Annotated in this window: 36 protein-coding genes, 1 tRNA gene and 2 other RNA genes; 21 read left to right on the forward strand and 18 right to left on the reverse strand. The window is 45.9% G+C overall.

The window, feature by feature from the left end:
• Nucleotides 1–5: 5 nt before the first annotated feature.
• Entirely contained in the window at nt 6–500 is a 495-nt protein-coding gene (locus ACZ424_RS04070; RefSeq protein WP_464903734.1) for an RNase A-like domain-containing protein, read from the reverse strand.
• A 68-nt stretch (nt 501–568) separates the two neighbouring features.
• Between ACZ424_RS04070 and obgE the strand changes: the two genes are divergently transcribed.
• The 6 genes from obgE (at nt 569) to ACZ424_RS04100 (ending at nt 5,355) form a co-directional block, all read left to right on the forward strand.
• A complete protein-coding gene (gene obgE / locus ACZ424_RS04075; RefSeq protein ID WP_464903735.1) occupies nt 569–1,600 on the forward strand; it encodes a GTPase ObgE in 1,032 nt (343 codons plus the stop codon).
• A complete protein-coding gene (proB, locus tag ACZ424_RS04080) occupies nt 1,569–2,645 on the forward strand; it encodes a glutamate 5-kinase (protein ID WP_464903736.1) in 1,077 nt (358 codons plus the stop codon). Before obgE ends, proB begins: the two co-directional genes overlap by 32 nt.
• Nucleotides 2,632–2,964, forward strand: a complete 333-nt coding sequence (locus ACZ424_RS04085; protein WP_464903737.1) for a nicotinate phosphoribosyltransferase — start codon at nt 2,632–2,634, stop codon at nt 2,962–2,964. The genes proB and ACZ424_RS04085 overlap by 14 nt, the downstream gene beginning before the upstream one ends.
• Nucleotides 2,961–3,776 carry a YihY/virulence factor BrkB family protein gene (locus tag ACZ424_RS04090; RefSeq protein ID WP_464903738.1) on the forward strand — a complete coding sequence of 272 codons (816 nt, stop codon included), beginning with the start codon at nt 2,961–2,963 and terminating at the stop codon, nt 3,774–3,776. Before ACZ424_RS04085 ends, ACZ424_RS04090 begins: the two co-directional genes overlap by 4 nt.
• Nucleotides 3,763–4,620 carry a pantoate--beta-alanine ligase gene (panC, locus tag ACZ424_RS04095; RefSeq protein ID WP_464903739.1) on the forward strand — a complete coding sequence of 286 codons (858 nt, stop codon included), beginning with the start codon at nt 3,763–3,765 and terminating at the stop codon, nt 4,618–4,620. The genes ACZ424_RS04090 and panC overlap by 14 nt, the downstream gene beginning before the upstream one ends.
• A 333-nt stretch (nt 4,621–4,953) precedes the next feature.
• Nucleotides 4,954–5,355: a secondary thiamine-phosphate synthase enzyme YjbQ gene (locus ACZ424_RS04100; protein ID WP_464903740.1), complete on the forward strand. Its 402-nt coding sequence runs from the start codon at nt 4,954–4,956 to the stop codon at nt 5,353–5,355.
• Here the strand turns inward: ACZ424_RS04100 and rnpB are convergent.
• An RNA gene (gene rnpB, locus ACZ424_RS04105) (RNase P RNA component class A) lies at nt 5,354–5,680 on the reverse strand. The two genes, ACZ424_RS04100 and rnpB, sit on opposite strands and share 2 nt — an antisense overlap.
• A gap of 25 nt (nt 5,681–5,705) precedes the next feature.
• Nucleotides 5,706–6,020 carry an MTH1187 family thiamine-binding protein gene (locus ACZ424_RS04110; protein WP_464903741.1) on the reverse strand — a complete coding sequence of 105 codons (315 nt, stop codon included), beginning with the start codon at nt 6,018–6,020 and terminating at the stop codon, nt 5,706–5,708.
• A gap of 62 nt (nt 6,021–6,082) precedes the next feature.
• Between ACZ424_RS04110 and ACZ424_RS04115 the strand changes: the two genes are divergently transcribed.
• From ACZ424_RS04115 to ACZ424_RS04145, 7 genes are read left to right on the forward strand one after another with little or no spacing between them, the layout of a single operon-like run.
• The gene (locus ACZ424_RS04115; RefSeq protein WP_464903742.1) at nt 6,083–7,603 is read left to right on the forward strand and encodes a helicase HerA domain-containing protein; all 1,521 of its coding nucleotides are present in this window, start codon (nt 6,083–6,085) and stop codon (nt 7,601–7,603) included.
• On the forward strand, nt 7,604–8,869 hold the full coding sequence (locus ACZ424_RS04120; RefSeq protein ID WP_464903743.1) for a cation diffusion facilitator family transporter: 1,266 nt from the start codon (nt 7,604–7,606) through the stop codon (nt 8,867–8,869). It abuts the gene before it with no gap.
• Nucleotides 8,847–9,392: a LabA-like NYN domain-containing protein gene (locus tag ACZ424_RS04125; RefSeq protein WP_464903744.1), complete on the forward strand. Its 546-nt coding sequence runs from the start codon at nt 8,847–8,849 to the stop codon at nt 9,390–9,392. Before ACZ424_RS04120 ends, ACZ424_RS04125 begins: the two co-directional genes overlap by 23 nt.
• Entirely contained in the window at nt 9,392–10,039 is a 648-nt protein-coding gene (locus tag ACZ424_RS04130; protein WP_464903745.1) for an MBL fold metallo-hydrolase, read from the forward strand. Before ACZ424_RS04125 ends, ACZ424_RS04130 begins: the two co-directional genes overlap by 1 nt.
• On the forward strand, nt 10,036–10,503 hold the full coding sequence (locus ACZ424_RS04135) for a metal-dependent hydrolase (protein WP_464903746.1): 468 nt from the start codon (nt 10,036–10,038) through the stop codon (nt 10,501–10,503). The genes ACZ424_RS04130 and ACZ424_RS04135 overlap by 4 nt, the downstream gene beginning before the upstream one ends.
• A gap of 9 nt (nt 10,504–10,512) precedes the next feature.
• Nucleotides 10,513–11,178 (forward strand): fructose-6-phosphate aldolase, encoded by a 666-nt coding sequence (gene fsa, locus ACZ424_RS04140; RefSeq protein ID WP_464903747.1) that lies wholly within the window; start codon nt 10,513–10,515, stop codon nt 11,176–11,178.
• Nucleotides 11,179–11,195: 17 nt separating this feature from the next.
• Complete coding sequence (locus tag ACZ424_RS04145) at nt 11,196–11,780, forward strand: hypothetical protein (protein WP_464903748.1); 585 nt, start codon at nt 11,196–11,198, stop codon at nt 11,778–11,780.
• A gap of 10 nt (nt 11,781–11,790) precedes the next feature.
• Here the strand turns inward: ACZ424_RS04145 and ACZ424_RS04150 are convergent, their stop codons facing one another.
• The 4 genes from ACZ424_RS04150 to ACZ424_RS04165 all read right to left on the reverse strand — a co-directional run bounded on the left by ACZ424_RS04150 (nt 11,791) and on the right by ACZ424_RS04165 (nt 14,402).
• Nucleotides 11,791–12,030, reverse strand: a complete 240-nt coding sequence (locus ACZ424_RS04150) for a KH domain-containing protein (protein ID WP_464903749.1) — start codon at nt 12,028–12,030, stop codon at nt 11,791–11,793.
• Nucleotides 12,031–12,041: 11 nt separating this feature from the next.
• On the reverse strand, nt 12,042–12,272 hold the full coding sequence (gene rpsP, locus ACZ424_RS04155) for a 30S ribosomal protein S16 (RefSeq protein ID WP_464903750.1): 231 nt from the start codon (nt 12,270–12,272) through the stop codon (nt 12,042–12,044).
• A gap of 63 nt (nt 12,273–12,335) precedes the next feature.
• Nucleotides 12,336–13,682: a signal recognition particle protein gene (ffh, locus tag ACZ424_RS04160; RefSeq protein ID WP_464903751.1), complete on the reverse strand. Its 1,347-nt coding sequence runs from the start codon at nt 13,680–13,682 to the stop codon at nt 12,336–12,338.
• The gene (locus ACZ424_RS04165) at nt 13,683–14,402 is read right to left on the reverse strand and encodes an MBL fold metallo-hydrolase (RefSeq protein ID WP_464903752.1); all 720 of its coding nucleotides are present in this window, start codon (nt 14,400–14,402) and stop codon (nt 13,683–13,685) included.
• Nucleotides 14,403–14,494: 92 nt separating this feature from the next.
• Here ACZ424_RS04165 and ACZ424_RS04170 point away from each other — a divergent pair.
• The 5 genes from ACZ424_RS04170 to ACZ424_RS04190 all read left to right on the forward strand — a co-directional run bounded on the left by ACZ424_RS04170 (nt 14,495) and on the right by ACZ424_RS04190 (nt 17,631).
• Nucleotides 14,495–14,572 (forward strand) — tRNA-Glu (locus tag ACZ424_RS04170).
• 172 nt (nt 14,573–14,744) lie between these two features.
• A complete protein-coding gene (gene queF, locus ACZ424_RS04175) occupies nt 14,745–15,236 on the forward strand; it encodes a preQ(1) synthase (RefSeq protein WP_464903753.1) in 492 nt (163 codons plus the stop codon).
• Nucleotides 15,229–16,101 (forward strand): MTAP family purine nucleoside phosphorylase, encoded by an 873-nt coding sequence (locus ACZ424_RS04180; protein ID WP_464903754.1) that lies wholly within the window; start codon nt 15,229–15,231, stop codon nt 16,099–16,101. Before queF ends, ACZ424_RS04180 begins: the two co-directional genes overlap by 8 nt.
• 69 nt (nt 16,102–16,170) lie before the next feature.
• Nucleotides 16,171–16,525, forward strand: a transfer-messenger RNA (tmRNA) gene (gene ssrA / locus ACZ424_RS04185).
• Between the two features lie 164 nt (nt 16,526–16,689).
• Complete coding sequence (locus ACZ424_RS04190) at nt 16,690–17,631, forward strand: bile acid:sodium symporter family protein (protein WP_464903755.1); 942 nt, start codon at nt 16,690–16,692, stop codon at nt 17,629–17,631.
• A gap of 2 nt (nt 17,632–17,633) precedes the next feature.
• Here ACZ424_RS04190 and ACZ424_RS04195 read toward each other — a convergent pair whose 3' ends face one another.
• The 3 genes from ACZ424_RS04195 to speB are packed head-to-tail and all read right to left on the reverse strand — an operon-like array spanning nt 17,634 to nt 20,361.
• Nucleotides 17,634–18,689: a bis-aminopropyl spermidine synthase family protein gene (locus ACZ424_RS04195; protein WP_464903756.1), complete on the reverse strand. Its 1,056-nt coding sequence runs from the start codon at nt 18,687–18,689 to the stop codon at nt 17,634–17,636.
• 2 nt (nt 18,690–18,691) lie between these two features.
• A complete protein-coding gene (gene speE, locus ACZ424_RS04200) occupies nt 18,692–19,555 on the reverse strand; it encodes a polyamine aminopropyltransferase (protein WP_464903757.1) in 864 nt (287 codons plus the stop codon).
• 2 nt (nt 19,556–19,557) lie between these two features.
• Nucleotides 19,558–20,361, reverse strand: a complete 804-nt coding sequence (gene speB, locus ACZ424_RS04205; RefSeq protein ID WP_464903758.1) for an agmatinase — start codon at nt 20,359–20,361, stop codon at nt 19,558–19,560.
• Nucleotides 20,362–20,406: 45 nt separating this feature from the next.
• Here speB and ACZ424_RS04210 point away from each other — a divergent pair, with 45 nt between their 5' ends.
• The 3 genes from ACZ424_RS04210 to ACZ424_RS04220 are packed head-to-tail and all read left to right on the forward strand — an operon-like array spanning nt 20,407 to nt 22,111.
• Nucleotides 20,407–21,057 carry a septum site-determining protein MinC gene (locus ACZ424_RS04210; protein WP_464903759.1) on the forward strand — a complete coding sequence of 217 codons (651 nt, stop codon included), beginning with the start codon at nt 20,407–20,409 and terminating at the stop codon, nt 21,055–21,057.
• A complete protein-coding gene (gene minD / locus ACZ424_RS04215; protein ID WP_464903760.1) occupies nt 21,057–21,854 on the forward strand; it encodes a septum site-determining protein MinD in 798 nt (265 codons plus the stop codon). The genes ACZ424_RS04210 and minD overlap by 1 nt, the downstream gene beginning before the upstream one ends.
• Complete coding sequence (locus ACZ424_RS04220) at nt 21,854–22,111, forward strand: cell division topological specificity factor MinE (protein WP_464903761.1); 258 nt, start codon at nt 21,854–21,856, stop codon at nt 22,109–22,111. The genes minD and ACZ424_RS04220 overlap by 1 nt, the downstream gene beginning before the upstream one ends.
• A 55-nt stretch (nt 22,112–22,166) precedes the next feature.
• On the opposite strand, the gene rplQ is transcribed toward ACZ424_RS04220, so the two are convergent.
• The 8 genes from rplQ to map are packed head-to-tail and all read right to left on the reverse strand — an operon-like array spanning nt 22,167 to nt 26,153.
• Nucleotides 22,167–22,559 carry a 50S ribosomal protein L17 gene (gene rplQ, locus ACZ424_RS04225; RefSeq protein WP_464903762.1) on the reverse strand — a complete coding sequence of 131 codons (393 nt, stop codon included), beginning with the start codon at nt 22,557–22,559 and terminating at the stop codon, nt 22,167–22,169.
• Entirely contained in the window at nt 22,559–23,506 is a 948-nt protein-coding gene (locus ACZ424_RS04230; protein WP_464903763.1) for a DNA-directed RNA polymerase subunit alpha, read from the reverse strand. The genes rplQ and ACZ424_RS04230 overlap by 1 nt, the downstream gene beginning before the upstream one ends.
• 26 nt (nt 23,507–23,532) lie before the next feature.
• Entirely contained in the window at nt 23,533–24,159 is a 627-nt protein-coding gene (gene rpsD, locus ACZ424_RS04235; RefSeq protein WP_464903764.1) for a 30S ribosomal protein S4, read from the reverse strand.
• 12 nt (nt 24,160–24,171) lie between these two features.
• Entirely contained in the window at nt 24,172–24,564 is a 393-nt protein-coding gene (gene rpsK, locus ACZ424_RS04240; protein ID WP_464903765.1) for a 30S ribosomal protein S11, read from the reverse strand.
• Between the two features lie 16 nt (nt 24,565–24,580).
• Entirely contained in the window at nt 24,581–24,961 is a 381-nt protein-coding gene (rpsM, locus tag ACZ424_RS04245) for a 30S ribosomal protein S13 (protein WP_121171329.1), read from the reverse strand.
• A gap of 11 nt (nt 24,962–24,972) precedes the next feature.
• Complete coding sequence (rpmJ, locus tag ACZ424_RS04250) at nt 24,973–25,089, reverse strand: 50S ribosomal protein L36 (protein WP_013537040.1); 117 nt, start codon at nt 25,087–25,089, stop codon at nt 24,973–24,975.
• A gap of 55 nt (nt 25,090–25,144) precedes the next feature.
• Nucleotides 25,145–25,363, reverse strand: coding sequence for a translation initiation factor IF-1 (gene infA / locus ACZ424_RS04255; RefSeq protein WP_041439693.1), 219 nt, complete (start codon nt 25,361–25,363; stop codon nt 25,145–25,147).
• A 19-nt stretch (nt 25,364–25,382) separates the two neighbouring features.
• The gene (map, locus tag ACZ424_RS04260; RefSeq protein ID WP_464903766.1) at nt 25,383–26,153 is read right to left on the reverse strand and encodes a type I methionyl aminopeptidase; all 771 of its coding nucleotides are present in this window, start codon (nt 26,151–26,153) and stop codon (nt 25,383–25,385) included.
• Nucleotides 26,154–26,155 lie beyond the last annotated feature (2 nt).

The raw sequence follows: 26,155 nt of genomic DNA on the forward strand, positions 1-26,155 counted from the left end.
TCCGGCTAAGTTGGGTATGCCGTCAGAACTATAAAACCAAACCTTTTATCTTTTTTCAATACCACCCTGGCATCTCTACAGGTGTACTCGTCAAAGCGGTCTTTCCTTCTCTCAACTTTTATACCTATGGGCTTTTCACCTCTATAGATAAGAACTAACTTGTCGGGAGAGTTGGGGTCTGATAGCCAACTCTTTATCTTCTCGGCGTTCCGGGAGATTGCAGCCTCTACAACCCTCTCTGCAGTTTCGTAGTCGTAGAACGAACTTGCAGACCTTAGCCTCGGCTCTTCCTTGAGCCTTTTAACCAGCCACTTGTAGTCCTTCCCAACGTGTTTCCTTAAAGTGTGGCCTCCAACAGTTTCGTAGAACTTTAGGCCTCTGTAGTGGAGCTCCTTCAGAACGGCACCGTTAACCTTTGGAGCTTCCTCTTTCTTGAAGCATCCAGTCAGTGGCAGCAGGAAGGCAAATAGAACCAGCAGGAAACTCAAGGCTCTCTTCACTTTACCCTCCATTGAAATTGTTTTTTAAGAAACCTAACTTAGTTCTGCAACCTTTTAGGGAGGTCAGTATGTCCCAGTTCATTGATAGAGCTAAAATTTTTGTCCAGGGAGGACGTGGTGGCAACGGCTGTGTTGCCTTTAGGCGGGAGAAGTTCGTTCCAAAAGGAGGGCCTTCAGGAGGAAGCGGAGGGAAGGGGGGAGATGTAATCCTTGAGGCAGACAGGAACGTCCACACCCTTTTGGACTTTAAATACAAACGCCACTACAAGGCCGAAAGGGGAAGACACGGAGAGGGAAACAAGAGGAGCGGCAAGAGTGGAAAGGACTTAGTAGTAAAAGTCCCCGTTGGAACTGTAGTTAAGGACGCAGAAACAGGGGAAATTTTAGGAGACTTAACGGAACACGGCCAGAGGTTAGTAGTTGCAAAGGGAGGAAGAGGAGGTAGAGGAAACGCTGAGTTTGCAACCCCGACAAGACAAGCCCCAGACTTTGCAGAGCCGGGAGAGCCCGGAGAGGAGAGATGGATTGAGCTTGAGCTGAAACTTCTTGCAGACGTTGGCCTCGTCGGTTTCCCAAACGCCGGAAAGTCTACATTTCTCTCAAGGATTTCGGCGGCAAAGCCGGAGATTGGAGACTACCCGTTTACGACCCTAAGGCCGATACTTGGGGTAACCGAGGTTGATGGCTACTCATTCGTAGTTGCAGATATCCCTGGACTAATTGAGGGAGCTCACAAGGGGAAAGGTTTAGGACACGAGTTCTTAAGACACGTTGAGAGGACAAAGCTACTCCTTCACCTTATAGACCTTACAGACTCAACCAGGAGCCCTGAAGAAGCATTTGAGGCTATAAACAGGGAGCTCTCCCTCTACTCCCCAGAGCTTGCAAAGAAGCCCCAGATAGTTGTAGGAACAAAAGTTGATGCTCTAACCGATAGGAGCGTTATAGAAAGGTTAAAGGGATACTTTGAAGAGAAAGGTTATCCTTTCTTTGCAATTTCTGCAGTAACGGGAGAGGGGATGAAGGAGCTAATGAGGTTCGTCTCCCGGAAGCTGAAGGAGATTGAGAATGCTGAAGAGAGCCAAAAGGATAGTGGTTAAGGTAGGTTCACAGCTCCTTGCCGGGAAAGAGGGGCTTAACGGAGAGTTTATAGGGGAGCTCTCCCGTCAGGTTGAGGAGCTCCGAAAAAAGGGAAAGGAGGTAATTTTGGTTAGCTCCGGAGCCGTTTTGGCAGGAATAAAGGCTCTGGGGCTTAAGAGGAAACCCTTTTCTCTCTCTGAAAAGCAGGCCCTTTCAGCCGTAGGTCAGTCTTACCTAATGGAGGAGTACAGGAAAACCTTTAAGCGGTTTGGAACGGAAGTTGCCCAAGTTCTTCTAACTGCAGAAGACTTAAGGTCAAAGGAGAGGTTCCTAAACGCAAAGAACACTTTTGAGTCGCTCCTTAAGTTCCGCGTAGTTCCTGTAGTAAACGAGAACGACACAGTTTCTGTAGAGGAGATAAAGATAGGGGACAACGACAACCTCTCTGCCCACGTTTCTGTCCTCGTCAACGCAGACCTTCTGATAATCCTGACAACTGCAAATGGAATCTACGATAAAGACCCGACTACAAACCCAGATGCCAAACTAATACCAGTAGTGGAGAATGAGGAAGAACTCTTTGAAAAGTGTGACTTCTCCTGTAAGACTACTTTTGGAACTGGAGGAATGGGAACAAAAGTTGAAGCTGCACTTAAGGCCGCCAAGAAGGGAATTCCGGTAATCGTTGCAGGGGGAAGGGAAGAGAACGTTTTAGTCAGAATTGCTGAAGGAGAGAAGGTGGGGACTCTCTTTATCCCAAAAAAGAAGCTGAAAGCCAAGGGTTACAGGATCCTCTACCTTATGAAACCCAAGGGAAAACTCTTTATTGACAAAGGGGCTGAAGAGGCAGTAGTTAAAATGGGGAAGAGCCTTCTCTCTAAGGGAGTAAAAAGGGCAGAGGGAAGATTTGAGAAAGGAGACGCGGTTGAGGTTTACTCTTTAAGCGGCGAGCTGATAGGTAAGGGAATCGTCAGGTGCAGCAGCGATAAAATTGAGAAGTCTAAGCTCTGCATCCATAGGAACGACTTCGTCCTTTTAAAGGAGGTGGAAGGTGAAGGTGTCTGATTTTCTAAAGAACGGAACGGAACACTTTGTAGATGGAGCTCCGGAAGGTCTTAAAGCTCTATCGGAAGTAAAAGAAGGAGTCCACAGGCTCCAGTTCTTCGTTAGGGAAGAAAACGGAAAAGTAGTTGAGTGTAGGTTTAAGGCCAGTAAGAGGTGTAAGAAGCTCTTAGCCCTCTCTGAAAAAGCCTGTCAGCTGATTGAGGAGAGGGGCAGTTTAGAGGTTTCTACAAAGGAGCTCCTTGAGTTCTTCTCTGAAGAGAAGGACAGGAAGAAGATGGAAGAGAGGGTAAAATTCGTTGAAAGAGCTCTTAAAGGATGATATGCAGAAAACTCCTGAAGAGAGGTTCTTCTATCTCCTACCTCGCCTTTGCCCTCTGCGACCTGTTTGAGAGCGACTACATGTTCTACGCCGCATCAATCGCCTACTATACTCTCATGTCTATTATTCCTCTCTTTATATTCCTCTTCTTCTTAGGAGTGGTCGTCTTCCACGTTAACTTTCAGGAGTTTATTCCGAAAGAGTTTATGGACTTACCTCTAAAACCAATAATCCTACAGCTTCAAAGGGTTATAAACAAATCTGGAATTATAAGCGGAACAGCAGCCCTTGTAATGTTCTGGTTCTCAAGGGGAATCTTTACATCTATTGAGCGCTCTTTCTGTGAAATCTTGGGAGTTAAAAACCCGGCAGGATTTCTATACAGACACATAGCGATAATCTTGGTTATCTTCCTCCTGTGGATGCTGATGTTCGTCTTCTACGTTGCCCACTACCTCATAGCCGTTCTTCTACCTCAGTTCCCGGAGCTCTCCTTCCTCTCCTCTTTAGTTCCGCCGTTTCTCATGTTTGTAGTCCTCACCGCCATTTACTACTTTCTACTGCCCGTAAACGTTCCATTTAAAACGGTCTTTAAAATATCTGCTCTCATCTTCTCAATACTTGCAGTTTTTGAAAGGTTCTTCGTCTGGTTTATCCTAAACGTCTCAAAGGTTAGTATCCTCTACAGTTCCTTTGCTGCAGTAATTATCTTTTTAATCTGGATTTACTACTCGGCAACTGTAATCCTGTTAGGAGCAGGTATAGTTAAAGGTAAACTGATTGCAGAAGGGGAGCTCAATGAGGGTAGTTAGGTCGATTAAGGAGATGCAGGCCATATCAAGGAGCCTCTTTAAAACGGGGAAAGAGGTAGGTTTCGTTCCGACGATGGGGTACCTACACGAAGGGCACCTCTCCCTTGTAAGGAGGGCAAGGAAGGAGAACGACATCGTCGTTGTCAGCGTATTCGTTAACCCTACACAGTTTGGGCCAAACGAGGACTACGAGAGATACCCAAGGGACGAAGAGAGAGACAGGGAACTCCTTCAAAAAGAGGGAGTTGACTACCTCTTTATTCCCTCCGTCTCTGAGATGTATCCCAAGGGCTACTCAACTTTTGTTGAGGTTTTAGGTCTAACGGAGGGATTGTGTGGAGCAAAGAGGCCGGGGCACTTTAGGGGGGTTGCAACCGTCGTTACAAAGCTCCTGAACATCGTCTGCCCAACGAGAGCCTACTTTGGAGAGAAGGACTACCAGCAGCTTCAGGTGATAAAGAGGTTAATTAGGGATTTAAACATTCCCGTTGAAGTAGTTGGCTGTCCAATAGTGAGGGAAAAAGACGGCCTTGCAATGAGCTCAAGGAACACCTACCTCTCACCGGAGGAGAGGGAATCTGCCCTCTCGCTCTACAGGGGGCTGAAGCTTGCGGAGGAGCTCTTTGAATCTGGAGAGAGAAACCCGGAAGTTATAAAGGGAAAGGTTAAGGAGTTTATTCTCTCCCACCCAAAAGTTGAAAAGGTTGACTACGTAGAGATAGTTGACCCGGAAAACTTAAAGCCGGTTAAAGAGGTAAAAGAGGGAGACTTAATAGCCCTTGCAGTCTTTGTTGGAAAAACGAGACTCATTGACAACCACAGGTTGGGAAAACCTTTAAGGTGAAAAAAGCAACTAAAGTTAGAAGACTTGAAGCTCTTCTTAAAGGAAATTTTCAAGAACAAACCTATAAAAAGGGAAACAAGCTAAGAGGAATTTTGGAGGAGAGCTCCCTACAAGGTTGACTTGGTTGAGCTGAGGTGAGCTCCACACTTAAGAGAAGGAGTGAGATAGTTCTGAAAGAGAGGGTAGAGACCTTTGAGAGAGCTCTTAAAAGGCTTGAAGAGGCCTTATTTTCAGCAGAATTAAGAGTCACATTGAGCTAATGAATGTCGTTCTCAGAAAACTGAAGCAGGTTAATTGTTAAAATCAACTCAAAATTAACTCTGTGGAGGAAGTATGGTTTACGAGATTACACTTAAAACAACCGGAAGGAACCAGTTTATTGACATAACAAGGCAGGTTGAGTCGGTAGTTCTCCAGTCGGGAGTAAAGAGGGGAATATGCGTCATCTACGTTCCCCACACAACTGCAGGAGTAACAATAAACGAAAACGCAGACCCTACGGTAAGGAAGGACATTATCTCAATGCTTGATAAGTTAGTTCCTTGGAGGGAGTCCTTCTACGAGCACGCAGAGGGAAACTCTGCAGCCCACATAAAGTCAAGCCTAATAGGATGTAACCAGACAGTAATCGTTCAGGAAGGGAAGCTCCTACTGGGAACATGGCAGGGTATCTACTTCTGCGAGTTTGACGGCCCAAGGACGAGAAGAGTCTTCGTAAAGGTAATAGAAGGATAGCGGGAGCAGTCCGTAAGCCGGGTTCTGTTTTAAGAGGCCATTTATCTATGCGGCTTACCCGCTGGCATCGGGCGGGCCACCCTCAAACGCCAGCCTATTTAGCCTTGCTCCGGGAGGGGGTTGCCGTGCCTCTTTCCCTTACGGGTCGGAGCGGTGGTCTCTTACACCACCCTTTCACCCTTACCACCTTGTAGGTGGCGGTCTGCTCTCTGTGGCCCTTCCGCAGGGTCGCCCCTGCCCGGCTTAACGCCGGCTCCCTGCCCTGTGGAGCCCGGACTTTCCTCCCAAAGGGCTTATCCCTTTGAGCGGCCTCTCGTCCTGCTCCCACAGTTAATATAGGCAACTTTTTCCTACTTGCTAACCTCTTTCCCGAGTTTACTCTCAACAGACTTTATCTTCTGAACTAACCTGTTACTCCTGCCCTTCCTTATGTCAAACTTAACGACAGAGTAAACCCTGTTACAGTCGGGCTCAAGCTGTTTGTAGGCATTCTCTATAACCTTTAAAGCCTCCTCCATCGTCTCCGTCTCAAATACAGTTCCCATTGGGGTAAGCTTATATGGAATTCCGCTCTCATCAATCATCTTGATTATCCTTGAAACGTATTGACTAACACTCTCCCCCTTATCCGTAGGAAACATGGCGAACTCAACGAGAACAGACATTTAACCCTCCCTGAGAAAGTTATTCTTATAATTTAATCCACAGCGTTTCTGGAGGAAGAAGATTGGAAAAGAGAAAACCTGTTGGAGTATGCGTTGGAGAGCTAACCACCTCCGAGGCAGAGTTTATAAGCAACCAGAGAATAGCTTTAGGAGACTACTTAGAGCTTGAGTATGAAGGACACAGAGTTTTAGCTCTCGTTAAAGAGATAAAGAGACTTAACCGTTCTTTAGATGACACGATAGACCCTGAAGATGCCGAAAAGATAAGGCAGTTTTCAAAAGGTAGGTCTTTCTTCTACGGAAAGCTCACAATCTTGGGAGACCCCGACAAAAATATGTTCATACCGAGGATTCCTCCCGAGCCTGGAACGTACCTTTACGAGGCGTCTACCGAAACGCTCAAGAAAGTTTTCGGCCAGGACGATGGAACGAAGATACACATAGGGCATCTGTTAACGAGAAAAGACGTTCCAGTTTACATAGACATAGATAGCATTGTAAACCGCCACCTTGCCGTTTTGGCCGTAACCGGTGGAGGAAAGTCAAACACCGTTTCTGTAATTCTTGAGGGACTGCTTGAAAAGGACGGAACAGTTTTAGTCTTTGACATGCACGGCGAATACGTGAACTTTGACTACCAGAAGGACAGAAGGCCTGCAGTTAAGAGAATAGAACTTGCACTGAACCCCGTAAGGCTCAGCTACCATGAGTTTAGGATATTCGCAAACGTTGACGACAGCGCCTACATACAGGACAGGTACTTAAGAAGAGCCTTTAAGGAAACTGTAGAGAAAGTTGTAAACGGCGAGATACAGGCAGATATGTTCTGGGGACACCTTGAAGGACTCCTCCAGGGGTGGGCAGAGGACGACTCGTACAAGGACGACAGGAAGTCAATTACCGGAGTCCTCAACAAGGTTGAGGATATGAAGGAAGCCTACGGGGAGCTCTTTGCCCTAAACCAGTCTCCGATAGTTGAGCAGATAGAGTTCGGAAAGCTCAACGTTATAGACCTTTCACACGTAGACGAGAAAATTGCAGACATAATCGTAAGCCACGTTTTAAGGAACGTTTTAGAGGCGAGGAAGAGGAACGTAAGGGAGCTCTCCAGTGGCCTTGAGTTCCCCCTCTTTATAGTTTTGGAGGAAGCCCACATACTGGCCTCTTCTACGGTAAACACCCGTTCAAGGTATTGGATATCAAGGATTGCAAGGGAAGGAAGGAAGTTCGGGCTTGGACTGTGCCTCGTTACTCAAAGGCCGAAGGCGTTAGACTCAAATGCCCTCTCTCAGGCAAACAACATGGTAATACTGAAGCTCGTTGAGCCGGGGGACCAGAGACACGTTCAGCAGGCATCAGAGTCATTAAGTGCAGACCTCGTAAGTCAGCTACCATCTCTAAACGTTGGGGAAGCCCTTCTAATGGGAAAGATGATTTCTGTCCCCGCCCTCGTTAAAGTAAAGCTGGCAAGGGCAAAGAGGAGCGGAAACGACATAAGCGCTGTTGAAAGCTGGAAAAAATACAAAGAGAAACTCCAACAAGCAACGAAGGAACTTAAAGACATCTTTGACCCGGAGTTTTAAATGGAGCTAAACGTTGCAGCTGAAAAGAGAAAAATTGCCCTATACTCTATTTTTGTTAATTTGTTCTTATCTCTCCTAAAGCTTACAGCTGGTTTCCTCTCAGGCTCCAAATCCCTTATTGCAGATGGTATCCACTCGTTGGCAGACCTTGCAGCGTCCCTCTCCGTATACGCCGGCATCGTTATAGCAAACATGAAGGTAAAGGGATTTCCCTATGGCCTCTACAAGGTTGAAAACTTCATCTCTTTAGTTAGTTCCCTCGCAATCTTCTTTGCAGGCTATGAAATAGTCAAGGAAACTTTCCTTGAAAGTAAAAGCTTCAGAATTGAGAACGTAGGAATTGCCGTAGGTGCAGTTCTGATAACGATACTCGTAACCTACCTCTTCTCCCAGTTTGAGAGGAAAAAGGGAGAGGAGCTCCACTCCCCAAGCCTCATAGCCGACTCCGAACACATCAAGACGGACATGTTCTCGGCGATTGTGGTTTTGGCCGGAATTATTGGAAATTACTTAGGATACCCTACAGTTGAGAAAGTTGCCATTCTAATAATCGTTTTCTTTATCTTCCATGCCGGATACGAGATACTTGTTGAAGCCCTAAAAGTTCTGTTAGACGCGTCAATAGACAAGGAGACCCTTGACAGAATTGAAGAGCTCCTTAAATCCCATCCCCTAATTTCTGAGGTTAAGAGCATAACGGGGCGGAGCTCCGGCAGCTACAAGTTCATAGAGGCAGAGGTAACGGTATCAACCAACGATTTTGAGAAAGCCCACAACATAGTCCATGAAGTTGAGGCGGTAGTAAAGAGGGAAATTCCCTTCATAGAAAAGCTCGTAATCCACTTTGAACCCGATGAAAAAAGGGCGGAGCTCTACGCAGTTCCGGTAGACGGAAACAGGGTGTGTGACAGGTTTGCAGAGTGTCCGGAAATACTCATTCTGAAGCATGGAAACGACGAGTTTAAAACGGTTGAGAGGCTCAAAAACCCAGCAAAAGACCTTAAGCTGGGAAAGTGTATAGAGTTAGTTGAATTACTAGCAAAGAGAGGAGTAGATTGTATAGCCGTTAACAACCTTCCTTTAGGAAAGGGAGTAATATACGCCCTGTCGGCATATGGAATAGGAATGAAACTGATAACGGAAGAAAACCTGAAGAGCTTCCTTAAAAAGCTGAAACAAGACCCTTACTGCGAACCTCCTCTTGCAGTCTGGAACAGGTATACCTGCGACATCGGAGGAAACGTTGAAAGCGAAAGAACTCTTTGACAGAGATAAAGGAAAAGAACACCTATCGGTTACAGTGTTGGTTGACATGCAGAACCTCTACTACGGAGCGAAAAACACGTTAAAGAGAAAAGTAGACTTCAAAAACCTTCTAAAAATCGGAGTTAGAGGAAGAAGCCTTTACAGAGCAATAGCCTACCTTGTAGACCTTGAAAGGGTTAACCAAGACAGCTTCATCCACGTCTTAAAAAACATCGGCTACGAAGTGAAACTTAAAGAACCGAAGAAGTTCTACAACTGGGACAGAGTAGAGTATAAGGCCGATTGGGACATGGGAATAGCCATAGACGCAATAGCCATGGCCGAAAGCAGAAAAGTTGACGTTGTTGTCTTAATGAGCGGAGACGGAGACTTTGTTGACCTAATAAACTTCTTAAAAGCCAAAGGAATAAAGGTTGAAGTAATCTCGTTTAAAAGTATAACGGCAAAAGAGATAATACAGGCAGCAAACGAGTATATAGATTTAGAAGAGATCGCCGACTTCATCGTTTTAGAGGAAGAGTAATGGAGATTAAAGTCTTTCCAAACGGCCCTTTTATCGTTAACACGCTGCTAATCTGGGACGAATCAACGAAAGAAGCTATGGTGGTTGACCCGGGAAGTAAAGAAGCCGTTGAGAATATCCAGGACGAGGTAGAGAGAAGAGACCTTAAAGTAAAGTTCATAGTGAACACTCACGAACACCCAGACCACATAGCAGCAAACGCCTGGGCAAAGCTCTCCTTTCTGGAAGCAGAGCTCCTAATGCACCCAAAAGCTGCAGAAAACTTAAACTTCTGGGTTGAAAACGAAATAGGCCAGCTTGCCGGAGCCGAATACTCCCCTCCCCCAGACAGAACCGTAAAAGAGGGAGATACCGTTAACTTAGGGAAATACACCTTTAAAATCCTTCACACACCCGGCCACTCACCGGGAAGCATAGTCTTATACTCACCTAAGGGAAAGGTGGCAGTGGTAGGAGACCTGATATTCAGGGATAGCGTAGGAAGATACGACCTGCCTATGAGCAACTTTCAGGAGCTCAAGAATTCCATCTTTAAGGTCTTAAAAGAAGTTGACCACTCAGCAATAGTAATGCCTGGACACGGCCAGACGACAGACCTTAAAAGGGAGCTCCACCACAACCCGTTTATCAGAGAACTCTTGAGATGACAGCGGGAACCCACATACTTGCAGGTATCGTTTTAGCCTCTTACCTGAAACTGCCGGTAGTTCCGGCAGCTTTAGGATCAATACTCCCGGATATTGACCTAAAAAAGGGGCTTCCTTTTCCGCCAAAAAGGACTCTCTTCAACGCCCACAGAGGGATAACCCACCACCCGGCAATCGTTTTAACCCTTTTTTTCTTATCAATCTCAGCAAAAGACCTATACAGTAAAAGCTTGGGAATTTACCTGCTCTCGTTTACGGTAGGATACGCCTCCCATCTACTTTTAGACTTACTAACCCCCTTAGGAATACCCTACAAACTAAAATACTACCCAAGGCTAAGTTTTAAGCTGTTTAAAACAGGGAAGTTGGGAGAAGTCTTTGTTATACTACTTCTGTTAACTGCCCTTATCTACCAGGTAAAAACTGGAGATCTGGACTATAGCTCGTTAAAACTCTGGAAATAGGAGGGAAAGATGAAGTTCTTCATTGATACGGCTGACATAAACGAGATAAAAGCAGCAATGGAGATGGGGCTGATAGACGGAGTTACAACTAACCCAACCCTCATCTCAAAAACGGGAAGACCTTTCCTTGAGGTGGCAAAAGAGATAGTTGAAACAGTCCCCGGCCCCGTAAGCCTTGAGGTTGTAAGTCTTGACACACAAGGAATGGTTGACGAGGCAAGACAGCTTGCAAAGTTTGGAGACAACGTAGTGATAAAAATACCTATGACGACAGAAGGGCTAAAGGCTGTAAAAATCCTCTCATCAGAAGGGATAAAGACGAACGTAACACTTGTTTTCTCTCCGCTACAGGCACTACTTGCAGCAAAGGCTGGTGCGACTTACGTCTCTCCGTTTGTAGGAAGGCTTGACGATGTAGGCCACGATGGTATGGAGCTTATCTCTCAAGTCGTTCAGATATACGAAAACTACGGTTTTGAAACGGAGATAATTGTCGCAAGCGTAAGACACCCACAGCACGTTTTACAGGCAGCACTCATAGGAGCAGACATAGCAACAATTCCATTTAAAGTAATAAAGCAACTCTCAAAACACCCTCTTACCGACATAGGAATTGAAAGGTTCCTTGAAGACTGGGCAAAAGTCCCGGACAGAGATACAATTTTTGAGAAATAAACTTACGGAGTGGGGAATTGGGAATAAAGGACAGTTTAAGAATTGACAAGATTAAACAGTCTTTAAAGCTCATAAAGGAAAGTATTCAGGAGCTTGAAAGTATAGAGTACGTTTTAGAGCTCCTTGAAAAAGAGATAGAGGACTACAGGGACCTCGTTGACAAGGAATCTTTCATTCCAAAGGCTAGGTTCGTTAAGGAGAGAGTACAGAGGCTAATTGACAGAATGAAGTTTGCAGGTGAGGAAACACTTGCCTGCGTCGGGATAAAAATGTCTGTTTTAGGAGAAATTGATCAAAACGATAAATATTCAATAACAACCTATATAGCAACTTACATTGACAGGCACGTTCGCCCAAGCGACCTTCTGTTTAAGATAGACGATGAAACAATAGGGATAATCTTTCCACTAAAGAACAGAAACGATATTGAAGCAGTTGAACAAAGACTCAAGTTTATGCTTTTAAACCTAAAGGCAAAGACATACAGTAGCCGTAACGTTCTCATTAACTTTAAGCTAAGCTACTTCTTTCTTGAAAAAGACAGCTCTGCAGATGAGGTGTTTAACAAACTGTTAGAAAGTCTGAAGAGAGTAGAAGAGTAGCGGCTCGCCGCTACTCTATTATTTCAAGAACAGCCTTTTTGCCCTGCTTTGCCGCAGCAGCAGAAAGGATAGTCCTGAGGGCTTTTGCAGTCCTACCCTGCTTACCGATAACTTTTCCTAAATCGCTGGGAGCAACTTTAAGCTCAATAACGACAGTCCTTTCACCTACAGTTTCATTTACAGACACGGCGTCCGGATTATCCACAAGCCTTTTTGCTACGCACTCAACGATCTCCTTAAGAGCAGACATCTCTCACCTCCTTACTGTAGAGCTCTCTTGATAAGTGAAGCAACTCTCGGGGTAGGCTCGGCACCCTTTGAAAGCCACTCTTTCACCTTCTCAACGTCAAGTTGGAGCTCCTTAGACTTTGGGTTGTAAGTTCCAAGGATATCTACAGCCCTTCCGTCTCTCTTAGACATAGCTTCAGCAACAACAATCTTATATACGGGAAGCTTCTTCCTTCCCATCTTCTTGAGCCTTATCTTAACCAACTCACTCCTCCTGCTTAAAGTTTTGCGCTCTAATTTTAGTCAAAATGGGATCTTCTTCAAGCTCTAAATAAAGGGAAACGGGAAACGGCCGCCTTTCTTTGCCATCTTTTTCTGCATCTTCTTCATCTGTTTCATCGCCATCTTCATCTGAACGAACTGTTTTATGAGAGCATCAACCTCTTTAACGGAAGTTCCGCTTCCCCTTGCTATTCTCCTCTTCCTACTTGCATTTATTATTGCGTGGTTTCTCCTCTCCTCAGGAGTCATTGAGTTGATAATGGCCTCAATCCTCTTCAGCTTCTTGTCGTCTATAGCCTGCTGGAGTTGTTTCAGAACTTTCTGACTTCCGAGCCCCGGAATCATCCTAATTATCTGCTGAATGGGACCTAAACGCTGAATCATCCTGAGCTGTTGGCGAAAGTCCTCAAGGGTAAACTCTCCGGAGAGTAATTTCTCCTGCATAGAGAGGGCTTCCCTTTCGTCTATAACCTGCTGAGCTTTTTCAACTAACGAAACAACGTCTCCCATTCCCAAAACCCTTGAAGCGACCCTGTCGGGGTAAAAAGGCTGAAAATCCTCTATCTTCTCTCCAACTCCGGCAAACTTTATGGGCTTTCCTGTAACCCCTTTAACGGAAAGGGCAACGCCACCGCGGGAATCTGAATCCATCTTCGTAAGAACAGTTCCAGTCATTCCAACGGCCTCATTGAAGGCCTTGGCTATGTTTACGGCCTCCTGACCTGTCATTGCGTCTATAACGAAGAGGACCTCGTCGGGGTTTGTTGCCTCCCTTATCCTGCGGGCTTCGTCAAGGAGCTCCTCATCTATGTGAAGCCTTCCTGCAGTGTCAATGATTAAAACGTCGTAACCTTCAGACTTTGCTTTCTCAAGGGCATCTTTCGCTATCTTTACGGCGTCCTTTTCACACTCTTCCAAGAAAACGGGAATTCCTATCTTCTCTCCCAGTTTTTTGAGCTGGAGCATAGCAGCAGGCCTGTAAACGTCTGCAGAGGTAAGTAGAACCTTTTTACCCTGTTTCTTCAAATAGTTGGCAAGCTTCGCTGCAGTAGTAGTTTTACCCGAACCCTGAAGACCTATGAGGAGGATTACAGAAGGCTTACTCTTCAGCTGAAGCTTTGACTCTTCTCCTCCTAAGGCCTCAACAAGCTCGTCGTAAACTATCTTTACAAGCTGCTGGGCAGGGTTTACTCCCTTTACAACCTCTGCTCCTAAGGCCTTCTCTTTAACGTCGTTTATAAACTGAGAGACAACTCTGTAATTGACATCGGCCTCTAAAAGGGCGAGCTTTATCTCCCTTAACCCTTTTTGTAGGGTCTCTTCATCAATCCTTCCCTTTCTTCCGAGCTTTTCTAAAGTTGACTGAATTCTCTCTGCCAGAGCGTCAAACATCTAATCCTCCGTTAAGGGAATTTCCACTCCTGCCATAGCTTCCACAAAGCGGTCTCCCCAGGTTTCCCTAAATATCTCAATTCCCCTCTCTCCCGTGCAGTGGCAAGGAGCTATAAACCGAGTAAATCTCTTTAATTCCTCAGAAACTTCCCTTATCTCGTCGTTGGTGGACTTGTAGAGGTGAAAACCGCCTATTGTAAGGAAGAGCCCTTCTCCGACGAGTGAAACGGCCTTCCTTGCTATATCTACTATACCAGGGTGGGAGCAACCAGTTATGAGAACTGGCCCCATTTCCGAGAAAACAACTAAAGACTGCTCCTCTGCCGGTTCTTCCATTCCCGTTGGCATAACGCCGGTGGAGAGAGCTCTCTCAGAGATATAGGTAGGAGCAGAAACGGGAACGCAGATAACTGACTCGGGGAACTCTTCTTCAAACTTAAAACAGTCGGTCTCGGGAACGTAGAACTCAAATTCCGTATTAAACTGAAGAATGTAGGATAGACCTCCAACGTGGTCCCAGTGGTTGTGGGAGATAAAGACTTTATCTATGGACAAAACGTCAACCTCAGCCGCTTCTACGTTATGTTTTAGAATTTCGGGCTTTGCCCCCGTGTCAAAGAGGATAGTCTCTCCTTCAAGCTCAACTAAAAGAGAAAAACCCCAATCGGCCTTAAACCCCTCTACGGCCCTGTTATCGTAAAGAACAACTAACTGCTCCATAATTTCCCTCCCTATTTACTTTCAACCAATATATTCCTCAAACAGGTTGACACAACTAAGCAAGACGACTATATTTCCCATCAACACAAAGCGTCCCCATCGTCTAGCCCGGCCTAGGACACCGGCCTTTCACGCCGGCGACGGGGGTTCGAATCCCCCTGGGGACGCCAATTTTTTATGATTTAGATTATGTAGGGTGGATTGTTTTCATAATCCCCCCTTTTCCCCCTCCCTCCCCTTTATGGAGAAATGGGCAGCCTGAGGCTGCCCCCTCTTTCCAAAATTTTAAACCGAGAATCGGCAATCAGTAGTAAAATCTCCTAAAAACTTTAGGAGCTCCCATTGGAGAGAAGAGACTTCGGAACAGTTTCTAAGCTCGGGAAGAAAACCGAGTATGAGTTTAACTACGACCCGAAACTCCTTGAAAAGTTCCCGAACAAGTTCCCAGACAGGATATACTGGGTATCGTTTAACTGCCCAGAGTTTACAACGCTGTGCCCCATAACCGGCCAGCCGGACTTTGCAACCATCTACATCCAGTATATCCCCGACAAGTGGTTGGTTGAGAGCAAATCTTTAAAGCTCTACCTGTTCTCCTTTAGGAACGCTAAAGGATTCCACGAAGATGCCGTTAACCAGATAGCCGACGACCTGTTTAACCTCTTAAACCCGTTCTACATAGAGGTTTACGGAGAGTTTAACCCGAGAGGGGGTATCTCCATTGACCCGTTTGTCCAAAGATTCCAGAAGGTAGACTGGGTAGAAGAACTTGCAAAAGAGAGGTTTAAGCTTCACAGGATAACCCCTCCAGATATAAGGAGAAACCGTGGCTAAGGTTTTAATAATCGGAGGAAGCGGAGCCTACACCCTTGAAAAGGAGCTCTTCGGAAAAATTTCGAGTGTTAAAAGGTTAGAAACCCCTTACGGTTTATCAAACCCTATCTACGAGATTAAACACCCCAACGGTTTTAGATACCTCTTCCTCTCAAGGCACGGTGAGAAGGACTACGACACAACCGCTCTCTTTGTTAACTACAGAGCAAACATCTACGCCGCAAAGGAGTTAAGCACAGAAATTATCGTTTCTTGGACGGGACCCGGCTCTCTGAGAGAGGAGTTAAAACCGGGAGATTTCGTAGTTCCGGACGACGTTTTAGACTTTACAAGGCAGAGGAAAACGACTTTCTTTGAAAACGGAGGCCTCGGTTTCGTAAGGCAGAGTCCAGTATTCTGCCCGGGCGTCAGGAGAGCTCTTTCTGATTCGTTATCAGAAATGAAGGTGCGCTTCCATACGAAGGGAGTTTACGCCTGCACTGAAGGACCGAGGCTTGAGACGAAGGCTGAAATCAAAATGCTCAAGCAGTTAGGAGCAGATCTCGTTGGAATGACTTTAGTTCCCGAGGTTTTCCTGGCAAAGGAACTTGAGATGTGTTATGGGGCTCTCTGTTACGTAACCAACTACGCCGAAGGGATAAAAGAGAGTTCCTTTAAAGAAGGGGTTCTATTTGAGGGAATGCTGTCTGATGAAGAGAGAAAACAGGTTGACAGAGCGGTTTCCCTCTTTCCGGAAATTGTCCTGAGGGTTTCTGAAAAGCTCAACTCATACGAGAGGAAATGTCCCTGCCCAAGACTGATGGAGCGCTACCGCCGTAAGGGAAAGATAGGAGAAAATTGGAAAGAGTGGCTGTTTAAACTTTGAAAAACAAAGAGTTTTAAGTCTTGCACAAAATTTGTGCTCGTATATATTTATTTCAGGACAGTTGAATACGGGGGTGACCGGTTTCGACGGGGATGCAGAGGTTCAGGTAGCGGCAGGCCGAGGAGCCAACCTCGTAAAAAAAGGCACCTAAGATAGTTGCCAACGAAGAACTTGCTCTCGCTGCCTAATTAGCGCAGCGACGTCCCCCGGAGCTCCGCCCGTCGGCTCCGGGTAGGGCGACAGAGAGATGGGCTGGGGAGTCTCCCCTCGCCCTCGGGGGAGCTCCCGAGAAGAGAGAGGGCTGGCTCCGGGGCGCCTGCCTGTGGGCTAACCCCGGAGCGAGAGGTCAAAACACAGGCTAAGCCTGTAGAAGCTACCTGGGCCGCATCTCCGGACGCGGGTTCGAATCCCGCCACCTCCACCAAATTAAAATCACCACTTAAACCAGACGATTACACTCCCGTCACTCAACTTCTCAACCTTAAACAGTTCCGCTTTCTTATTTGCCCTTTTAACAAACTCAGAGTAGGGAATCTCCTTTCTCTGAAAACCGCAGTAGAATTTTGGAAAACAGTTAGGGAGTGAAAGTTGATAGCCAACCTCCTCTGGCTGTGGGTTTTACTGATTACGCCGGTAGCACTTAAATTTCCTATGCTATTCCTTCCACTTAAACCTATCATAAAGCCCCTTTTAGGTTCAGTCATCCTTTCAATGGGATTAACTCTTAAGTTTGAGGATTTTAAGGCCGTTTTTAAGGAGCCGAAAACCGTTCTTATAGGGTTAATAACCCAATACTCTGTAATGCCCTTCTTAGGTTGGGCTGTTGCTCTTCTTCTCTACAGCGGACTTACGAAAGTTTTCGTTGCAGGACAGGTATTAACCGGTTCCTGCCCTACAGGCGTCGTTTCAAACGTTTACAACTTCTTAGCCGGAGCAAACCTTGCACTTTCACTTACGCTGTCTGGCATAAACACCGTTGTTTCTCCTTTCCTTACACCACTCTTAACAAAACTACTTGCCGGAAAAGTGGTTAAGGTGGAAGCTCTGAAGCTCTTTTTAGACATGGTTCAGATAACCCTCATTCCCGTTTTGGTGGGAATCTGGATAAATACCTCTTTCGGTGAAAAGTTGGGAAGGGTTAAACGCTACCTACCGACTTACTCAACTGTAGCCGTAGTCCTTATCGTTGGGTTTGTCGTTGCTGCCGGAAGGGACAAAATCCTCTCTCTCCCGATAAAAACATTTGAAATACTTCTCTTAGGCTCTCTTCTACACCTGCTCTTCGGCTTCTGGTTTGGATACGTAATTCCGAGACTTTTGGGAGTTCCAAAGGTTGAGAGGATAACTATCTCAATAGAAACGGCAATGCAGAACTCTGGACTTGCTACGGTTTTGGCAGTTTCACACTGGGGAGCTCTCGCCGCACTTCCGGCCATTTTCTACAGTGTCGTTCAGAACTTGGTAGGCCCCTTCGTCGTTAAGCTCTTCAGTTGGATGATAGAGAAAGCGGGCAAAAAGCCCGCAGTTTAACCTTAGGTAGTGGAGCTCTCTGCGTCGTTGTATATATCTCCAACAATGGACTCATTGAAACCTTCAAAGCCTCTTACCGTTTCAACCCTAAACTGTGTAGACCTATACCAAATGTCTTTAGGTGGTTCCTTAACAGGAGTAAGCTGCCAGCCCCTCATCTCTTCGTAGTAGTCCCAGTTTACATACTCGTTGAAGTTGTGGAGAAGGTCTGTAATGACAAGTCCCATATTGATTAAGACTTCCTGAATCTTCCTCCACTTGTCTAAAGAGGACTCTCTACGGGTAACCCCAAAGTAACCGGCACACCTTGGCCCTTTGAGAGTTGCAACTCCCCTTCCGACGAAGGCCTTTATAGCCTCAACAGTTTCAGGTGGGTCTGTAAAGAATGTGTCGTAAGCTCCAACTACGTCCTCAGGAAGGGGCTGACGGAGATCGTGAACCCTTGCGTCTATGTTGAGGTTGTACTTCTCTGAAACGTCTCTGATAAAGTTAACCAATCTTTCGTCTATCTCAAGGATCGTTACCTTTGCAGGAAGCCCAGAGAGAGCAAGGGCGATGCTCATAAGGTCGTCATCTCCAAGAACTACAACTTTTTTACCTCTTAAATCTCCCCTGTCGTCTGCAAGTGCCACCCTTGCAAAGGTGTTCTCAGGGGTAACGTAACCTTGATCGTACTGGTGGATAGCAGGCGGCCTGTTCTTCTGAATCTCTAAGAACTTCTCAAAGGCAGGCCTTAAGGACTCGTCAATGATAACTCCCCTACCTTTGCAGGTTGGGCACCTGTGGGAAACAAAGGGCTCAATTCCGAGCTTCTTAGCAAGCTCAGCACCAGCTTCAGTAAGGAGTACCTGTGTTCCTTCAAAGACAACGATGTCGTGCTTGTTTAAGAGCTTTAGAATCTCTGCAACCAGTGGAAGAGGCTCGTCAGACAGGTCAACGATTTTCCAAAAACTTGAAGAGGACATTACAGCTGCAATGACCTTCTCAACGCTTCTCGGGTAGGCCGGAACCTGAGTGTTTGCCTCTGCCTCCCTTGCAATCTGCTCAAGTATCTCCATTTTCACTCCTCCCTATAAACAAAGTTTGGTATTGCAAAGGCTCCGTAGTGGACTTCGGGGTTGTAGTAGCGGAGCTCCCCGTTCTTTTCAATAAACTCCTTATAGAGTTTCCCGAGGGCTGAAGGGGGAACGCCAAGGGGATCCAGCCTGTTTGAGGCGATGGTAAAACTCCACATTCCACTTGGGTAGGTCGGGATGAAGGCAAGGTATGGACGGACAATTTTAAAGACCGTAGAGAGCTCCTTTACAACCTGCCTATGAACCCTGTTCTGAGCAAACGGGGACTCAGACTGAGTAACGAAGATTCCATCAGGCTTTAGAGCCTTCAGCGCATCCCTGTAGAACCCTTCCTCGTAGAGAACTTTTGAGGGGCCGATAGGATCTGAACAGTCAACGATTATAAGGTCGTAAACCCCTTCTTTGTCTTTTATAAACTCCCTTCCATCTCCGAATACGAGGTTTACCCTCTCATCGCTAAGGCCAGAAGAGATGGTCGGCAAATACTCTTTAGCGAATTCAACGACGTCCCTGTCTATCTCAACCATGTCAACCTGCTTCGGACTGTGCTTTAAAACTTCTCTGACAGTTCCGCCGTCTCCTCCACCTATAACCAAAACCCTTTCAATATCTCTGGTAAAAGAGAAGGCCGCAGGGTGAACTATCATCTCGTGGTAGACGAACTCGTCCCTCTCAGTTGTCTGGACGGCACCGTCTAAAACAAGCATCTTCCCCCAGTCTTCGGTCTCTAAGAGGAGGAGCTCTTGATAGGGAGTCTTCTTCCTAAGGGCGCTCTTTACCTTCACCGTTAAACCGGTTCCGGAGAGTTCCATCCCTTCACCTTCGTAGTATTCTGTAAACCAGAGCATAGCTACCCCCAGAACTTAATTAAGAGTTCCCTTACCATTTTCGCTGCCAGCATCTGAGTAATTCCGCTTGGGTCGTAAGGGGGAGATACTTCCACAACGTCAAACCCTACAAGGTTGACGGCTGGTAATTTATAGACGAACTCAAAGAATTCAACCGGATTTGCTCCCGGGGGCTCCGGAGTCCCCGTTCCGGGGGCAAAGGCAGGGTCAAAGAAGTCTATATCTATTGAAAAGTAAACAGGAGTTTTAACTTTCGGAAGGAGAGTAAGGAGCTCCCCCAAAGAGTCCACAACCGTTATCTGGGGGCTTCCAGCTCGGAGCTCCGCCTCCTCCTTCGTTGCACTCCTTATTCCCACCTGAACAATTGAAACTCCCAACTCTAAAACCCTCCTCATAACGCAGGCGTGGGAGTAAGGAGTTCCCGAGTATCTGTCCCTTAAGTCTGCGTGGGCGTCAAAGTGAACAACTGTTAAGTCTTTAAACCTCTCAGATAGGGCTTTGACTACCGGGTAGGTTACGGAGTGCTCACCTCCCAACGTAATCGGAACTTCTACATCTTCTGCGAAAGAGTAAACGGTTTCAACCATCTTCTCCGGCTCTGACGGAACTGCAAGGTTTCCGGCGTCGTAAAAGTCAACACTTTCCAAAGACTTTCCCAAGGCCAAACTGAACTCCTCTAAGTTCTCAGAGAAAAACCTGATACCGTCGGGACCAAACCGTGCACCGGGTCTAAAACAGGTCGTTGAGTCGTAGGGAACGCCGAAAATTCCTATTCTTCCACTCTTCTTTGAACAGAGAAACTTCATTTACCCTCCGGTTGCTGTTAAAATTAACCAAACAAGGAGTTTAAAATGGACTATAAACTAAGGGGAACGAACGTAATCGCAATAGAGCTCCTAACCGACGACTCAAATTTCAACGTAGAGGATATCAAAAGATTCGTTTTAGAGAAGAGACAGTTACTAAAAGGCTCTCGGCTTATTCTCTCGGTAGAGAACTACAAACTGAAGGAAACGGAAATTGAGGAGCTTCTTAACCGGTTCAAGTCTTTGGATGAAATTACATTCTGCGGTTTCAAGACAAACCTGAAGGAGAACAGGGAGCTCTGCATAAAAATGGGAATTCCTTGCGACCTTTCAAGTTTAGAGATTGAAAAGGTTAAGGAGAGGTCTGAAAACGAAGAGATAAAATTTATTAAAAAAACCTTGCGCTCAGGGGATAAAATTACATCAACGGGAGACGTAATAATCATGGGAGATGTTAACCCCGGAGCGGAAGTAGAGGCAGGGGGGAACGTTTACGTTATAGGAAACCTTATGGGGTTTGTAAAGGCGGGGATAGGGAAGAAAGAGTGCGAGGTGAGAGCTCTCTACTTTAAAGCTCCGATAATAGAAGTCTGCGGGAAACAGGTTCCCTTTGAAAGGGCAGAGTCATTTACCAACTTTAAAATTAAAGTAAAAGATGGCAGAATAAAAATTGAACACAAAACGGGGAGAAGTTAATGGCTGAAAAGGTAATCTGCATAACCTCTGGAAAGGGAGGAGTAGGAAAGAGCACGATAACCGCAAACATCTCAACAGCGCTTGCAATGAAAGGCTACAAAGTTGTAGCCATAGATGCAGATATAGGCCTTAGAAACTTAGACCTGGTTTTGGGGCTTGAGAACAGAATAGTTTACGACATAGTCCACGTAATTGAAGGTGTAGTTCCTCCGGAAAAGGCCTTAGTAAAGGATAAGAAAACAAAGAACCTTTTTCTCCTTCCTGCAGCTCAAACAAAGGACAAGAGCGCCGTAAAGCCTGAGGATTTGGTGAGGATTGTTGAGGAGCTCCGGGACAAGTTTGACTTTATATTCATAGATTCCCCTGCGGGAATTGAAGAAGGATTTAAAACTGCAGTAACCCCTGCAGATACGATCATTGTCGTTGCAAACCCAGAGATGGCTTCTATAAGGGATGCAGACAGGGTTGTGGGGCTCTGTGAAGCAATGCAAAAACCTGAACCTAAACTCGTAATAAACAGGCTTGACCCGAAGAAAGTCGTAAGGGGAGACATGTTAGACGTTGAAGACGTCCTTCAGGTGCTAAGCCTTGATTTGTTAGGAGTCGTTCCTGAGGATAAGAACATGGTTTCATACATAAACAGAGGAGAGCCGGCAGTCCTGTTTGAAGACTCAATTGCAGGAAAAGAGCTCAGGAACATTGCCGAGAGACTGTTAGGAAAGGACGTTCCTATACCTAAATGGACTTACTCAGAAGGATTCTTGGAAAAACTAAAACGGCTCTTTGGGAGTAAATGATGGGAATTATAGATAGATTAAAAGAGGCTTTCAGTAAACCACCAGCGAAGGAAGTTGCAAAGAAGAGACTTCAGCTGATTCTGAAATACGATAGGGCCGGACTTCCGCCAAACGCCGTTGAAGCAGTTAAAGAAGCTATACTGAAAGCCCTTGAGGATTTTCCATTTATAGACACAAGCGGAGTAAACATCCACATAACAGAAAGTGAAAATACGAAGGGTAAAATAGAGATAGAAGTTCCCGTAAAGAACAACTAAAACCCAAATAAAAAAGCCCCCAAACGGGGGCTTTCTGGATTTTCCCTTTCATTTTCTACTCAGACTTTTCTTCTGTAGCAACCTCTTCTGTAGGCTCAACAAGCATAACTATTGCGGTAGGAGCAGCGTCTCCCTTCCTGAAATCGTAGTGAAGAAGTCTCGTGTAACCACCGTTTCTATCTTTATACTTTGGAGCTATTTCGTTAACTACCTTGTAAGCAACCTCTTTCTTAGTAACAACTGATAAAACATCCCTTATTGCCTTTACCTTATCTTCCTGCTTTGCCTTTGTAATGAGCCTGTCGGCCATACGGCGGAGCTCCTTAGCCCTAGCAACGGTAGTAACGACTTTCCCGTGTTCCATTAGATCCGTAACAAGGTTCCTGAGCATCAAAACTCTATGCTCTGTAGGCCTACCTAACTTCTTTCTCTTTACTCTATGCCTCATTACTCTTTACCTCCCAATTCAAGTCCGAGAGAAGCTAAAAACTTCTCTATATCAGCAATGGACTTTTTACCGAGCCCTTTCAAGCCTTCAAGCTCTTTCTTCGTAAGCTTTACAAGGTCAGCAACAGTCTCTATACCGTGCTCCTTAAGAACTTTAAGGGCTCTTCCGGTTAAACCAGCTTCCTCAAGGGTCTGAGAGAGAACCTCTGAAGATTCCGTCTTCTCTTTAACATCCTCAACGGCAAAGAGAGCTTCAACCAACCTATCCCTAACAAGGGAAAAGTGATCTATCAGAATGTTAGAAGCTCTTACAAGGGCATCTTTCGGAGAAATGCTACCGTCAGTCCAGATCTCAAAGGTCAGCTTGTTGTAGTCCGTCCTCCTTCCTACCCTCGTGTCCTCAACTTTGTAGGTAACTTTCTTAACAGGTGAGAAATCTGCATCAAGAGGTATCCAGCCAAGAGTCGTTATCTCAAATATCTCCTGAATGTCCTCAGAAAGGACAAAACCTTTTCCTTTGTCTATCCTTAGGTGTATCTCTATTTCAGAGTTCTCGTTGTCAAGTGTAGCTATCTCTTGGTCTGGAGTAAGGAGCTCTACCTGAGAGGGAAGGTTAAAATCTTTTGCGTAGACCTTACCTGCTCCCTTCTTCTTAAGGTCTATGAAAACGGGACCTTCTCCGTGAAGAACGAACCTCAACTTCTTAATGTTGAGAACAATCTCGGTAACGTCTTCAACAACGCCGGGAAGAGTTGTAAACTCGTGGTAAACCCCTTCAAACTTCACAGCCGTTGGAGCTGCTCCCTCTATTGACGAAAGGAGAACCCTCCTTAAAGCGTTTCCTATCGTTATACCGTAACCCTTCTCAAGGGGCTCAACTACGAAACGGCCGTATGTACTGGAGTGCTCCTCCCACTTAAAATTATCGGGAGTTATAAACTCAACCATTATTTTCCTCCACAAGACGTTAGCTATTACTTAGAGTAGAGCTCTACTATGAGGTGCTCTTCAATAGGAATCTCAATCTCTTCCCTTGTAGGTTCTGCTTTAATAACTCCCTTAAAGTTTTCAGCGTCAAGCTCAAGCCAGGATGGAATTCCCCTCCTCTGGGCAAGCTCTATTCCTTCTTTAATTTGAGGAATGTCTCTACTCTTCTCCTTAACTTCAATAACATCTCCAGGCTTCACAAGGTATGAAGGCCTGTCTACCTTCTTACCGTTTACAAGGATGTGGCCGTGAACAACGAGCTGCCTTGCGTGCCTGTGGGACTTACCAAAGCCAAGTCTGTAAACAACGTTGTCAAGCCTGCTCTCAAGGAGCTTAAGGAGATTCTCTCCAGTCTGCCCCCTCATACGCTCGGCCATCTCGTAAAAGCGCCTAAACTGGCCTTCCCTTATACCGTAGTAGTATTTAACCTTCTGCTTCTCCATAAGCTGACGGCCATAGTAGGAAATCTTCCTACGGGAGCGACCATGCTGTCCTGGAGCGTAAGGTCTTCTGTCAAGGATAGCCTTACCCTTTTGGGACTTCTCCTCACCAACGTATATGTTAACTCCAAGCCTTCTTGCAATGCGCCACTTTGGTCCTGTATACCTACCCATCTACTACCTCCGTTAAACCCTTCTTCTCTTTGGTGGTCTGCAACCGTCGTGGGGAATAGGAGTAACATCACGGATTACCTTGACGTTTAATCCAGCTGCAGCTATGGCCTTGATGGCTGTCTCCCTTCCGCCACCGTTACCTTTAATCCTTATTTCAACGTCCTTAACCCCAAACTCCTTCATAGCCCTCTGCGCAGCTTTAGTAGCTGCAAGCTGAGCAGCGTATGGCGTGCTCTTCCTTGTTCCCTTAAAACCGACAGTTCCGCCACTTTCCCAACAAAGCGTATTACCCTCTTTGTCTGTAAAAGTAACGATAGTGTTGTTAAAAGAGGTTTGAATGTGAGCTATTGCAAAACCAACTGTTCTCTTCTGCTTCTTTTTCGTTCCTTTCTTAGCCTTAGCCATCAATTACCTCCTTCAATTACTTCTTAGGCGCCTTCTTCTTACCGGCAACGGTCTTCCTCGGTCCTTTACGGGTTCTTGCATTCGTTCTGGTTCTCTGCCCTCTAACGGGAAGACCAAGCCTGTGGCGCACGCCTCTGTAGCATCCAATCTCAATAAGGCGTTTAATGTTCATTGCAATCTCTTTTCTCAGGTCACCCTCAACCTTATACTCAGTCTCAATGATCTTCCTTATCCTTGCGATCTCGTCTTCTGTAAGGTCTTTAACCCTCTTTTCAGGATCTACTCCAGCCTTTTCGCAAATCTTAAAGCCGCTCTTAATCCCTATGCCGTAGATGTAAGCAAGGGAATAAGGAACCTTTTTGTTGTCTGGAATGTCAACTCCAGCTATCCTTGCCACAGCCTTCCTCCTTACTTACCTTGTCTCTGTTTGTGCTTCGGGTTTTCACAGATAACTCTTACTACCCCTTTACGTCTAATGATCTTGCACTTGGGGCAGATCTTCTTGACAGATGGCCTCACCTTCATCTCAACCTCTCCTTTTGTGATTCGTGCCGTTAGCCGCGGTATGTGAAGGGACGGTTTATCCTTTTCTGTAAACGATTCTTCCCCTCGTTAAGTCGTAAGGACTAAGCTCAACGACCACACGGTCGCCTGGCAGTATCCTAATAAAGTGAACTCTCATCTTTCCAGAAGCGTGGGCAAGAACCTGATGCCCGTTATCAAGTTCAACCTTAAAATAGGCGTTGGGTAAAGCCTCTACTACCTTACCCTCAACCTGTATACCCTTCTCTTTAGCCATTCTTTCTCCGTAAACCAGTTTAAATTGCGGACATAATTATAGTCCCGTTCTCCGTTAGGGCAACATCGTGCTCAAAGTGGGCTGAAAGTTTACCGTCTTTCGTTACAACTGTCCACCTATCCCTCTTTACTTTGACCCTTCCAGTTCCCTCGTTTACCATAGGCTCAATTGCAAAGGTCATGCCGGGCTCAAGGTTTATATCTGGGTAACCCTTGTAGACGTAGTTGGTTATCTGGGGTTCTTCGTGGAGGGAGCGGCCTATTCCGTGACCTGCATACCCCCTCGTTACGTTGAAACCGTGAGATTCAACGTACTTTTGAATTGCCCTTGAGATGTCTATAAGCTTTCCTCCTACTCTTGCAGCTTCAATTCCCCTGTATAGGGCTTCCCTCGTAACGTCAATGAGTTTTTGGGCTGTTTCACTAACCTTTCCAACCGGAACTGTAACGGCAACGTCACCTATCCAGCCGTCAACGATTGCCCCAAAGTCTAAGGAGACGATATCCCCTTCCTTAAAAACCTTTTTCTTCGTGGGCAACCCGTGAACCACTTCCTCATTAACAGAAACGCAGATGGCTCCTGGGAAACCTCCGTAGCCCAAAAAAGCGGGCTTTACGCCGTAATCCTTACAGTAGCTCCTTGCAAGCTTATCTATGTCTAAGGCAGTAATCCCGGGAGCCACCTCCTCTGCCACTTTTAAAAGAATCTCCATCGTTGTCGCAGCAGCGATTCTGAGCTTTGCTATCTCTTCAGGGGTCTTGAGAATGATTCCGTGCTTTGTTTTCCTCAAGG

The organism is Thermovibrio ruber (genome assembly GCF_055380895.1).